We start from the raw sequence: 11,841 nt of genomic DNA, 5'->3' as shown, positions 1-11,841 counted from the left end.
TTCGGGGTGGGGCCCGATTCGACGACCCGGCCACGGTCCAGTACGGCGGTGCGTTCGCACAGGGCGGCCACGACCGACAGGTCGTGGGAGACCATCACGATGGTCAGGCCCGCCGTCTCCTTGAGCTCGGCGAGGAGGTCGACGACCTTGACGCGCGTCGTGACGTCGAGCGCCGAGACGGGTTCGTCGGCGAGCAGCACGCGCGGGTCGCACACGGTCGCCCGCGCGATGGCGATGCGCTGGCGCTGGCCGCCGGAGAACTCGTGCGGGTAGCGCTCCCCCGCGTCGGCCGGGAGCCCGACGCGTTCGAGGGCGTCGGCGACCCGCCGGCCGGCGTCGTCGCCGGTCGCGACGCCGAGCGAGCGCAGCGGTTCGGCGACGATCCGCCGCACCCGCTGGCGCGGGTCGAGCGAGGCGTAGGGGTCCTGGAAGACGCACTGCACGCTCCGCCGGAACGCCTTCATCCGGGTACGGTCGCGCAGCCGCAGCTCGTCCCCGTCGAAGCGGACGGCCCCGGACGTCGGCCGGGCGAGCCCGAGCAGCATCCGCAGCAGCGTCGTCTTGCCCGCGCCGGACTCGCCGACCAGGGCCAGGCTCTGGCCGGTCTCGACCGCCACCGAGACGTCCGTGACGACGGGGGCGGCGGCGCCCCGGTACGCGTAGGACACGGCGTCCAGTTCCAGTACAGGGCTCGTCATCGCGCATCTCCGAGGTCCAGGTCGAGTGCCGCTTCCAGTTGGCGGGCGCTGTCCACCAGCGCCCGCGTGTACGCCTCGCGCGGCGCCCGTACGACGTCGGTGACGGCGCCGGACTCGACGGCGCGGCCGTCCTTCATGACGAGCACCCGGTCGGTCACCTTGGCCACCACGGCCAGGTCGTGGCTGACGAAGAGGACGGCCATGCCGCGGTCGCGGACCAGGCCGTCGATGAGGTCGAGCATCTCGGCCTGCACCGTGACGTCGAGCGCCGTCGTCGGTTCGTCGGCGACGAGCAGCGCCGGGTCGCAGGCGAGGGCCATGGCGAGGGCGACGCGCTGGCGCTGCCCGCCGGAGATCTCGTGCGGGAAGGCGCGGGCGATGCGGTCCGGTTCGGGCAGCCTGACCTGTTCCAGCAGATCCACCACCGCCGCCTTGAGGGCCGTGCCCTTCAGGTCCCGGCGTCTGCGCAGCGGTTCGGCGATCTGCTTGCCCACCCGCATCAGCGGGTCGAGGGCCGTCAGCGGCTCCTGGAAGACGACGGCGGCGCTCCGGCCGCGTACGCCCACGAGGGTCTTCTCGCTCGCGCCGACGATCTGGGTGCCGTCGAGCCGTACGCTGCCGGTCACCGTCATGCCGGCGGGCAGCAGGCCGAGCACGGCCAGGGTCGTCAGGGACTTGCCGGAGCCGGACTCGCCGATCAGGCCGAGGCGTTCGCCGGGCGCGATCTCGAAGGCGAGCCCGGACACCAGCTCGCGCCCGGTGCCCGTACGGACGGTCAGACCGTCCACGGTGAGCAGTGGTTCGGTCATGCGGCGGCCCTGTCCTTCCGTGCCGTCGGGTCGAGCACGTCGCGCAGGCCGTCCGCGACCAGGTTGACGCCGATCACCAGCAGGACGAGCAGCACGCCGGGGGCGAGCGCGCCCGCGGGCGCCGTCGTGAACGTCGCCTGGGCCTCCTGGAGCATCCGGCCCCACGAGGCGTTCGGCGGCGGGGCGCCGAGGCCGAGGTAGGACAGTCCCGCCTCGGCCAGCACGGCGAGGCCGAACTGGAGCGCCAGGTTCACGGCGAGCGTCGGCCACATGTTGGGCAGGACGTGGCCGGCGACGATCCGCGGCCAGGTCGTGCCGGACGTGCGGGACGCCGTGATGTAGTCCTGCGCCAGGACGCGCTTGACGAGGATCCGGGTCAGCCGGGCGACGACGGCGCTCTGGGCGAGCCCGATCGCGAGGATCGCGGAGCCGAGCGTGGCCGAGCGCGCGGCGACGATCAGCATGGCGAGCAGCAGCGTCGGGAACGCGATGAGGATGTCGAGCAGCGCGGAGAGCGTGTCGTCGAACCAGCCCTGGGCGAACGCGGCGAGCAGGCCGAGCGTGACGCCGAGCAGCGCCGCCACCGCGACCGAGCCGAGTCCCGCCTGGAGGGCGATCCGGGAGCCGGTCATGAGCTGGGTGAACAGGTCGCGGCCCAGCTTGTCGGTGCCGAGCAGGTGCCCGCCGCCGGGACCGGTGAGCCGGCCGCCGGACGTGTCGTCGCTGTCGTAGGGCAGCCAGAACAGGGAGACGAGAGCGAGCAGCACGACGAGTCCGGCGAACACCGCGCCGGTCCACAGTGTCAGGGAGGAGCGGCGCTTCATCGCGCACCTCCGCCCGAGAGCCGCCCGCGCAGTCGCGGGTCGACGAGCCGCTGGACGAGGTCGGCCACGAACCCGATGATCAGCACTCCGAACGTCGACACGAACAGCACGCCCTGGATGACCGGGTAGTCGTGCTGGGCGATCCCGGTGGCGAGCAGGGAGCCGAGTCCCGGCAGCGCGTACACGGACTCGACGACGACGGCGCCGAGCAGGGTGGAGGCCAGTTCGATGCCGAGGATCGAGATGACCGGCACGGACGCGTTGCGCAGTCCGTGCCGCCACATGGCCCGGCCGAACGAGGAGCCGAGCGCCCGGGCGGTGCGCAGGTACTCGCTGTCGAGGACGTCGAGCGTCGCCGACCGTACGTAGCGGATGAGGGACGCCGACATCACGAGCGCCACGGTGATCACCGGCAGGACGAGGGCTCTGATCGCCTCGCCGGGGGTGTCCCAGCCGTCCTGCGGGAAGCCGCCCGACGGCAGCCAGCCGGCGTTCAGCGCGAAGACGGCGATGAGGATCATGCCGAGCCAGAACACCGGGACGGCGATGCCGAGTTGGGAGACGCCGCTGAGCAGCGCCCCGTACCAGGTGCGTCGCTTGTAGGCGGCCACGAATCCGGCCGGTACGGCGACGAGGACGGCGAGGACGAACGCGGACAGGGTCAGCGGCACCGTCACGTTCAGGCGCTGCGACACCTCCGGCCCGACCGGCAGCGACGACACGAAGGACGTGCCGAGGTCACCGCTCGCCAGCTGCCCGATCCAGTGGGTGAACTGCTCGGGCAGCGGCTTGTCGGAGCCGATGGAGTGCCGGGCCGCGGCGATCTGCTCCGGCGAGGCGCCCACCGAGGTGAGCGCGTTCGCCGGGTCGCCGGGCAGCATCCTCAGCAGCACGAACAGCACGATGCTCGCGAGGACGAGGGAGACCAGCAGGAACACCAGCCTCCGCAGGAGGTATCTGAGCATGGCCGGGGCGTCAGCTGCTCTTCTTGATGTCGTACGCGAAGAACTGCGAGTTGAGGCCGTTGAGCGGGTAGCCCGACAGCTTCGTGTTCGCGACGACGATCTGCGGATACAGGTAGAGCCAGTCGCTGGCCGCGTCCTCGGCGGTCTTGCGGTTGACCTTCTTCAGCAGGTCGGTCTGCTCCTTGGTGGTGGCGGCCTCCTCGGCCTGCTCGACCCACTGGGTGACCTGCTTGTCGTCGTAGCCCCAGTAGAAGTCGGGGTTGCCGTACCAGACGAGGTCGCGGTCGTTGACGTGCTCCTGGAGCGTGGCGGAGAAGTCGTGGTTCTTGTAGACCTTCGTGTACCACTCGTCGGGCGTGATCGTGTTGATCTTGACGGTGATGCCGACCTTGGCGAGCTGCGACTTGATGAAGGTGGCGGCGGTGGGGTGCGGGTCGTAGTTCGGGGTGTCGAGCGTGAACTCGAACCCCTTCGCGTAGCCCGCTTCCTTCAGCAGCTTCTTGGCCTTGGCGGTGTCGTACGCGTTGACGTCCGTCAGGTCCTCGTACCAGGGGTCGGTGGGCGGCACCATCGACCCGATCTCCTTGCCGTAGCCGCCCCAGACGGACTCGAGGAGCTTCTTGTCGTCGATGGCGGCGGAGACGGCCCGGCGGACCTTGACGTCCGTGAAGGGCTTGGCCTTGTCGTTGAAGGCGAGGAGCAGCTTGGTGGTCGAGTTGCCGTCGTTGACCTTGTAGTTCTGGTTGGACTTGAACTGGTCGAGGGCGTCGGGCGACTGCTCGCTGGTGACGACGTCGACGGCGTTGGTCAGGAGCGCGTTGTTGAGGGCGGTCGCGTCCTTGTAGTAGTGGAAGACGACCTGCTTGTTCTTGGCGGCGGAGCCCCAGTAGCCGGCGAACCGGTCGAGGCTGAGGGCGGAGCCGCGGGTCCACTTGTCCAGCCGGTACGGGCCGGTGCCGTCCTCGGTCGTCTTCAGGTTCTTCGCGTCGGCGTTGATGATCCAGACGTACGAGAGGTTGTAGACGAAGGAGATCGACTTCTTCGACAGCGTGACCTCGACGGTCTTCGTGTCGGGGGTGGCGATGTCCTTGATGACCTCGAGGTTGGCCTTGCGCGCGGACTGGGAGTCCTTCGCGAGCACCTTCTCCAGGCTGTACTTGACGTCCTTGCTGCTGAGCGCCTTGCCGCTGTGGAACTTCACGCCGTCGCGGAGGGTGAAGGTGTAGGTGAGGCCGTCGCCGCTGACCTTGTAGTCGTCGGCGAGGAGCTTCTCGACCTTGCCGTCGTCGGTGAGCTTGAAGAGGCCCTCGTAGACGTTGCCGTTGAGGGCCTCGGTGACGCCCTGGCCGCCGCCACCGGTGTTGTCGAGGTTCTGCGGCTCGTAGAGGGAGCCGACGCCGACGGTGGCGTTCTTGTCGTAACTGCCGTTGCCGGAGGCGGAGCCGCCGCCACCGCCGCCGCAGGCGGCGAGCGTCACGGCGAGGGCGACGGTGAGCACACCGGCGGACAGGGGCTTCTTGGGGAAGTTCATGAGGGGGCCTTACGTCGTGCGCAGGAAGGTGCGGGGAGGCTGATCAGTGAGCGGTGCTGCCGGTGGCGCCACCGCGGAGGACCGGGAGCTTCTCGCCCGCCTCGACGGGCAGGTGGAAGCGGTTCTGCCGCGGCGGCATCGGACAGTTGTACTGATCGGAGAAGCCGCACGGGGGCACGAAGGCCCGGTTGAAGTCGAGGCGTACGCGGCCCTCGCCGGTGTGCTCCACGAAGAGGAAGCGGCCGGCGCCGTACGTGGTGTCGCCGTTCGTCGGGTCGCCGAAGACGAGCAGCAGCGTGCCGTCGTCGTCGAACGCGGAGAGCGTGTAGTCGGTGCCGTCGACGGTCAGGGCGATGTCACCGGGGACGACCTTCTCGCGGGTGCCGCCGTTGTCCCGCAGGTGCTCGAAGGAGACCGTGCGGGCGCCCTCGACGGGCGTGTACGTGGCGTCGAGGACCCAGGCCGGGTCGTACGGGAAGACGTCGATGCGCTCGAAGTCCCGGACGGCCGGGGAGTCCGCGTCCCAGAAGCGCAGGCCGTGCTCGGGGGCGCCGGTGATCATGTCGGTGCGTTCGAGGGTGGTGACCGTGACGGTGCCGGGCTGTCCCGCGCGGGCGGCGTCGAGGTCGGGCGTCTCGCCCGGCGGCAGCCAGCGGGTCTCGACGAGGGCGAGGTTGCCGGTGGGAGCGGTGACGGACCGGTGCCGGTCGGCACGCCAGTCCTGCCAGGCGGCTATGCCGGAACCGGAATCAGACATCGTGTGGCACCTACAGTCAGTGAACCTTGAACCAAAGCAGTACCTTTATGGTTCATAAGACTCACTAATGTCAAACCCCGTTAAAGAGATGAGACGGGCACCACACGAAACGGGCGGAGCGTCCTAGAACAGGACGCTCATGAACGCGCCGACTTCCTGGAACCCCACGCGCCGGTACGCGGCGCGGGCCGGGGTGTTGAAGTCGTTGACGTAGAGGCTGACGACGGGGGCGACGTCGGCGAGCGCGTAGCGCAGGACCGCCGCCATGCCGGGGGCGGCGAGGCCGCGGCCGCGGTACTCGGGCGCCACCCACACCCCCTGGATCTGGCAGGCGTGCTCGGTCGCGGCGCCGATCTCCGCCTTGAAGACGACCTTGCCGTGCTCGTCGAGGCGGGCGAACGAGCGCCCGGAGCCGACCAGTTCGGCCACCCGCGCCTGGTACAGCAGTCCGCCGTCCCCGGCCATCGGCGAGACGCCGACCTCCTCGGTGAACATCGCCACGCACGCCGGCATGATCGTGTCCATCTCGTCCTTCCGGATCCGGCGGACGTACGGGTCGGGGGCGACGTCGGCGGAGAGCCGGTCGGTGACCATCAGGGGCTGGTGGGCGCGGACCTCGCGGGCCGGGCCCCAGTTCGGTTCGAGGAGCCGCCACAGCTGAGCGGTGGGCTCGGCCGGGCCGACGATGGACGAGCAGCGGCGGCCGGCCCTGCGGGCGCGGTCGGCGAAGCCGCGGACGGCGCGGTCCGTGGCGCAGATCGGGACGAGGTTGGCGCCCGCGTAGCAGAGCGACTGCAGCATGCCGTCCTCGTACCAGCCCCACATCTCGCCGCCGAGCCGCCACGGGTCGAGGCCCGCGAGGCTGACGCGGGCCGTCACGAAGGCATTGGCGACCGGCTCGCGGTCGAGGACGGCGAGCGCTGCGTCGAGGTCACTCGGTTCGAGGACCCGGGTGGTGGTCTGAGTCAACACGTGCGGGGCCTTTTTGGCTGGGCTGCTGATCTCCGCACTGTACCTGTCGGTGCTTTGCGCCGCCCCGCCTCCGGGTCTGCCGTGCTCGGTGGGGTGGGCGGGTGCGGGTCCGGAGGGGACCGGCCGCGCCCCTGAAGGCATGCGCTGACGCGCAGCCTTCCCCGTCGGGGAGAGGCGGCCCGAAGGGTGTGCCTCTCAGGGGCGCGGGGAACTGCGCGACCGGCCACAACGAGACGCGCGCCCGCCCGCCGGGCGGAACCCGGCAGACGCGCGCGCGAAACCTGCGGATCAGCCCGCCACGGCCACAGAAGGCTCGCCGGAGGCCACCCCGTCCTTCTCCATCTGCTCGGCGATCTTCATCGCCTCCTCGATCAGCGTCTCCACGATCTTCGACTCGGGCACGGTCTTGATGACCTCGCCCTTCACGAAGATCTGGCCCTTGCCGTTGCCGGACGCGACGCCGAGGTCGGCCTCGCGGGCCTCGCCCGGACCGTTCACGACACAGCCCATGACGGCCACGCGCAGCGGGACCTCCATGCCGTCGAGGCCCGCCGTGACCTCCTCGGCCAGCTTGTACACGTCGACCTGGGCACGGCCGCAGGACGGGCAGGAGACGATCTCCAGGCGGCGGGGCTTGAGGTTCAGCGACTCCAGGATCTGGTTGCCGACCTTGATCTCCTCGACCGGCGGGGCCGACAGGGAGACGCGGATCGTGTCGCCGATGCCCTCGGAGAGCAGCGCGCCGAAGGCGACGGCCGACTTGATCGTGCCCTGGAAGGCGGGGCCGGCCTCGGTGACGCCGAGGTGGAGGGGGTAGTCGCACTTCTCGGCGAGCAGCCGGTAGGCGTTGACCATGACCACCGGGTCGTTGTGCTTGACCGAGATCTTGATGTCGCGGAAGTCGTGCTCCTCGAAGAGCGACGCCTCCCAGAGGGCGGACTCGACGAGGGCCTCGGGGGTCGCCTTGCCGTACTTCTGGAGCAGCCGGCGGTCCAGGGAGCCCGCGTTCACGCCGATGCGGATCGGGGTGCCGTGGTCCTTCGCCGCCTTGGCGATCTCCTTGACCTTGTCGTCGAACTGCTTGATGTTGCCCGGGTTCACCCGGACCGCGGCGCAGCCCGCCTCGATGGCGGCGAAGACGTACTTCGGCTGGAAGTGGATGTCGGCGATCACCGGGATCTGCGACTTCCTGGCGATGACGGGCAGCGCGTCGGCGTCGTCCTGCGTGGGGCACGCCACACGCACGATCTGGCAGCCGGACGCGGTCAGCTCGGCGATCTGCTGGAGCGTGGCGCCGATGTCCGAGGTGCGCGTCGTCGTCATCGACTGCACCGAGACCGGGGCGTCACCGCCCACGGCGACCGTGCCGACCTGGATCTGCCGGCTCTTGCGCCGCTCGGCGAGCTTGGTCGGTACGTCCGGCATGCCGAGTGAAATCGCAGTCATCTGCTGTGCAACCCCAAGGTGTGGATCGAGGATCGAGTCCAGAGGCTTCCGAGATTACGTCACCGGCGCGCGCCCCAGCACATCGCGCCCCGCAACTCCACTCAAAGGTGGACGGCCGGACACACAGGGTGTCCGGCCGTCGTGAATGCCGTGCGATCAGGAGATTCTCACCGGGTTAACAACGTCGGCGATCAGTACCAGGATCGTGAAGCAGACGAAGATTCCCGCCACCACGTAGGCGACCGGCATGAGCTTCGCGACGTCGAACGGGCCCGGGTCGGGGCGCCGGAAGACGCGCGCCACGTTCCGCCGCAGCGACTCCCACAGGGCGCCGGCGATGTGCCCGCCGTCGAGCGGGAGCAGCGGCAGCATGTTGAACAGGAACAGCGACAGGTTGAAGCCCGCGACCAGCATCAGCGACATCGCCAGCTTCTGGGTGGCGGGGATGTCGAGTGCGGCGATGTCTCCGCCGACCCGGGCCGCGCCGACGACGCCCATCGGGGAGTCCTGCTCGCGCGGGCCGTCGCCGAACGCCGCGTCCCAGAGCGCGGGGATCTTCGCCGGGAGCGCGACGATGGAGTCGACCGCGTCGCCGACCCGGTCGGTCATCCAGGTCACGGAGTCGCCGAAGTCCTGGCGCACGACGCCGGTGGCGGCGGTGAAGCCGAGCCAGCCGGCCGTGGTGTACCCGTCGACGATCTGCCCGCTCGCGTCCTTCTTCGGCACCTGGTTCGTGGCGATCTTCGCGGTGAGGGTCTTCCGCTGACCGTCCCGCTCGACCACGATCGGGACCGTCTTGCCCGCGCTCCTGCGGATCTCGTCGGACAGCGTGTTCCACTTGTCCGTGCCGACCCCGGCGAACGAGACGATCTTGTCCTTGGCCTGCAGGCCCGCGGCCTTCGCCGGGGACTCGTCGTCGGTCTTCTTGCAGGTGTCGCGGTGCTCGCTGGCCTTGATGATGCACGGCGAGATGGAGCTGACCACGTTGGTCTGCTGGGTCACGCCGAAGCCCATCAGGACCGTGAGGAACAGCCCGACGGCCAGGACCAGGTTCATGAACGGTCCGGCGAACATGACGATGACGCGCTTCCACGGCTTGCGCGTGTAGAAGAGGCGGGTCTCGTCGCCGGGCTTGACCTCCTCGAAGGCCGCGGCCCTCGCGTCCTCCACCATGGAGCGGAACGGCGAGGTCGAGCGGGCCTCGATCCTGCCGTCGGCGCCGGGCGGGAACATGCCGATCATCCGGATGTAGCCGCCGAGCGGGATCGCCTTGACGCCGTACTCGGTCTCGCCCTTCTTGCGCGACCAGATGGTCGGGCCGAAGCCGACCATGTACTGCGGGACGCGGATGCCGAAGAGCTTCGCCGTCGACAGGTGGCCCAGCTCGTGCCAGGCGATGGAGACGAGCAGACCCACCACGAAGACGACTATGCCGAGGATCATCATCAAGGTCGTCATGCACGAGCCTCCGCGGCTGCCTTGTCCGTAAGCGTCAGTTCACGGGCCCGGGCGCGTGCCCAGGTCTCCGCTTCGAGGACGTCCGCGACGGTCAGGGAAGTTCCCGTTCCCGGTGTGCCGTGTTCCTCGACGACCCGGGTGACGGTCTCCATGATGCCGTTGAACGGCAGGGCGCCCTTCAGGAAGGCGTCCACGCACTCCTCGTTGGCGGCATTGAACACCGCCGGAGCCGTGCCCGCGAGCTCCCCCACGTGCCGGGCGAGCCCCACCGAAGGAAACGCGTCGTTGTCGAGCGGGAAGAACTCCCAGCTCGACGCCTTCGACCAGTCGAAAGCCGGGGCCGCGTCGGGAATCCGCTCGGGCCAGCCGAGGCCGATGGCGATCGGGCCGCGCATGTCGGGCGGCGTCGCCTGGAGGATGGAGGACCCGTCGACGTACTCGACCATGGAGTGCACGTACGACTGCGGGTGGACGACCACCTCGATGCGGTCGAACGGGATGTCGTAGAGGAGGTGCGCCTCGATGACCTCCAGGCCCTTGTTGACCAGGGTCGCCGAGTTGATGGTGATGACCGGGCCCATCGCCCAGGTGGGGTGCGCGAGCGCGTCCTCGACGGTGACGTCCGCCAGGTCCGCCTTGGTCCGGCCGCGGAACGGGCCGCCGGACGCGGTGACGACGAGCTTGCGGACGTCGGCGCGGGTGCCCGCGGCGAGCGCCTGGAAGAGCGCCGCGTGCTCCGAGTCGACCGGGATGATCTGGCCCGGCTTCGCAATCGCCTTGACGAGGGGGCCGCCGACGATCAGCGACTCCTTGTTGGCGAGGGCGAGGGTGCGGCCCGCCTGGAGGGCGGCGAGCGTGGGTGCCAGACCGATGGAGCCGGTGATGCCGTTGAGCACGGTGTGGCAGTCGCCGCGGCCCGCGACCTCGGTGGCGGCGTCCGGACCCGCGAGGATCTCGGGGAGCGCCTCGCCGGGACCGTACTGCTCGGCGAGCGCCTCGCGCAGCGCGGGTACGACGTCCTCGCGGGCCACGGCGACGGTCCGGACGCGCAGCCGGTGCGCCTGCTCGGCCAGGAGGGCGACGCGGCCGCCCGCCGCGCTCAGCGCCGTGACCCGGAACCGGGTCGGATTGCGCAGGACGAGGTCGATCGCCTGCGTGCCGATGGAGCCCGTGCTGCCGAGGACGACGATGTCCCGGGGCGCGGTGTCGGGGGCCGGGTCGAAGACGAGGTGCGGGTCCGCGAGGGGGGATGGGCTGGCAGGGCTGGCAGGGCTGTCGGTCATTCCCCCATTCTTGCGTGCGGTCGCCGTGCGGCGGACAGGTGTCCCGCCCAATCGCCTGTTTGCCGTCGGGCGGGTGGCCCGTCTCACGGTGCGAAGTAGTGGTCCTCCGCCAGGTCGGCCAGGAGCGTCGTCCCCGTGGGCCGCCAGTCCAGGAGCGCGCGGGTCCGGGCGCTGGAGGCCTGGACGTCGAGCGCGACGAAGGGGGCGATCCAGCCGAAGTGGGCGGGCGACTGCTCCGCGGTGAGCTCCACGAACGGGACGTCGAGGCCGCGGGCGACCGCCTCGGTGACGGCGCGCAGCGGCACGCCCTGTTCGGCGACGGCGTGCAGCCGGGTGCCCGCCGGGGCCGTGTCGAGCGCCAGCCGGTACAGGCGGGCCGCGTCCGAGACGTGCACCGCGGGCCAGGTGTTGGCGCCGTCACCGATCACCGCTGCGGCGCCCCGCTCGCGGGCGATCTCGATCAGCCGGGGTACGAAGCCGTGGTCGCCGCGGCCGTGCACGGACGCCGCGAGGCGGAGCACCACGGAGCGCACGCCGCGGCCGGCGAGGGCCAGCGTGGCGTCCTCGGTGGCGCTGCGGGAGGCGCCGGACTTCATCGGGTCGTCCTCCGTGCCGAGGCGGCCTGGCGCCAGCTGGAGGGCGGAGGTGACGACGAACGGCTTGTCCGTCCCTTCCAGAGCCGTGCCCATGGACTCGACGACCCGCAGGTCGGCGACGGCCGCGGCGGCGTGGTCGGTGAAGCTGTGGTCGAACGCGAGGTGCAGGACGCCGTCGCTGTCCTTCGCCGCGGCGGCGAGGCCGTCCGGGTCGTCGAGCGAGCCCCGGTACGGCTCCACGCCGGCGGCCGTCAGCGCGGCGGCGGCCCGGTCGGACCGGGCCAGGCCGACGACCTGGTGCCCGGCTCCGAGGAGTTCGCGGGCCACGGCCGACCCGACGAATCCGGTGGCTCCTGTGACGAAAACACGCATGGTGCGCTCCTGTCGGTGCGGTGGTTTTCCCTGCCTCCATCGTTCGCAGCGGGCCCCGACGCGTCCAAAGCCTGTTCCGCATCGCGCAATACGCATCACGCATCACTGCAGCTCAGAGGATCATGCAGCC

Annotated in this window: 11 protein-coding genes; all 11 read right to left on the bottom strand. The window is 70.6% G+C overall.

All coding sequences use genetic code 11. The features are described 5' to 3' along the window. The coding region (locus M4J07_RS42780; protein WP_255981750.1) for an ABC transporter ATP-binding protein at positions 1–698 on the bottom strand (698 nt) is incomplete at its 3' end. After that, positions 695–1,507 (bottom strand): ATP-binding cassette domain-containing protein, encoded by an 813-nt coding sequence (locus tag M4J07_RS42775; RefSeq protein WP_255981747.1) that lies wholly within the window; start codon positions 1,505–1,507, stop codon positions 695–697. The genes M4J07_RS42775 and M4J07_RS42780, both read right to left, overlap by 4 nt. Further along, positions 1,504–2,331: an ABC transporter permease gene (locus tag M4J07_RS42770; protein WP_255981744.1), complete on the bottom strand. Its 828-nt coding sequence runs from the start codon at positions 2,329–2,331 to the stop codon at positions 1,504–1,506. The genes M4J07_RS42775 and M4J07_RS42770 overlap by 4 nt, the downstream gene beginning before the upstream one ends. Then, the gene (locus M4J07_RS42765) at positions 2,328–3,296 is read right to left on the bottom strand and encodes an ABC transporter permease (RefSeq protein ID WP_255981741.1); all 969 of its coding nucleotides are present in this window, start codon (positions 3,294–3,296) and stop codon (positions 2,328–2,330) included. Before M4J07_RS42765 ends, M4J07_RS42770 begins: the two co-directional genes overlap by 4 nt. A gap of 10 nt (positions 3,297–3,306) precedes the next feature. Then, the gene (locus M4J07_RS42760; RefSeq protein ID WP_255981738.1) at positions 3,307–4,827 is read right to left on the bottom strand and encodes an ABC transporter substrate-binding protein; all 1,521 of its coding nucleotides are present in this window, start codon (positions 4,825–4,827) and stop codon (positions 3,307–3,309) included. Between the two features lie 43 nt (positions 4,828–4,870). Continuing rightward, positions 4,871–5,584 carry a DUF1684 domain-containing protein gene (locus M4J07_RS42755; protein WP_255981735.1) on the bottom strand — a complete coding sequence of 238 codons (714 nt, stop codon included), beginning with the start codon at positions 5,582–5,584 and terminating at the stop codon, positions 4,871–4,873. Between the two features lie 123 nt (positions 5,585–5,707). Then, entirely contained in the window at positions 5,708–6,556 is an 849-nt protein-coding gene (locus M4J07_RS42750) for a GNAT family N-acetyltransferase (RefSeq protein WP_255981733.1), read from the bottom strand. A 288-nt stretch (positions 6,557–6,844) separates the two neighbouring features. Next, entirely contained in the window at positions 6,845–8,002 is a 1,158-nt protein-coding gene (gene ispG, locus M4J07_RS42745; protein WP_255981730.1) for a flavodoxin-dependent (E)-4-hydroxy-3-methylbut-2-enyl-diphosphate synthase, read from the bottom strand. 156 nt (positions 8,003–8,158) lie between these two features. Beyond that, a complete protein-coding gene (locus M4J07_RS42740; RefSeq protein WP_255981727.1) occupies positions 8,159–9,460 on the bottom strand; it encodes a M50 family metallopeptidase in 1,302 nt (433 codons plus the stop codon). Beyond that, positions 9,457–10,743 carry a 1-deoxy-D-xylulose-5-phosphate reductoisomerase gene (gene dxr, locus M4J07_RS42735; protein ID WP_255981724.1) on the bottom strand — a complete coding sequence of 429 codons (1,287 nt, stop codon included), beginning with the start codon at positions 10,741–10,743 and terminating at the stop codon, positions 9,457–9,459. Before dxr ends, M4J07_RS42740 begins: the two co-directional genes overlap by 4 nt. A gap of 83 nt (positions 10,744–10,826) precedes the next feature. Then, positions 10,827–11,711, bottom strand: coding sequence for an SDR family oxidoreductase (locus M4J07_RS42730; protein ID WP_255981722.1), 885 nt, complete (start codon positions 11,709–11,711; stop codon positions 10,827–10,829). Positions 11,712–11,841 lie beyond the last annotated feature (130 nt).

Origin of the sequence: Streptomyces longispororuber (assembly GCF_024448165.1) — a bacterium.
In the GTDB taxonomy this organism is placed as follows: Bacteria; Actinomycetota; Actinomycetes; order Streptomycetales; family Streptomycetaceae; genus Streptomyces; species Streptomyces longispororuber_A.
Note: the sequence above shows the minus strand (reverse complement) of the source record. Positions and strands in the feature narration are given on the sequence as shown.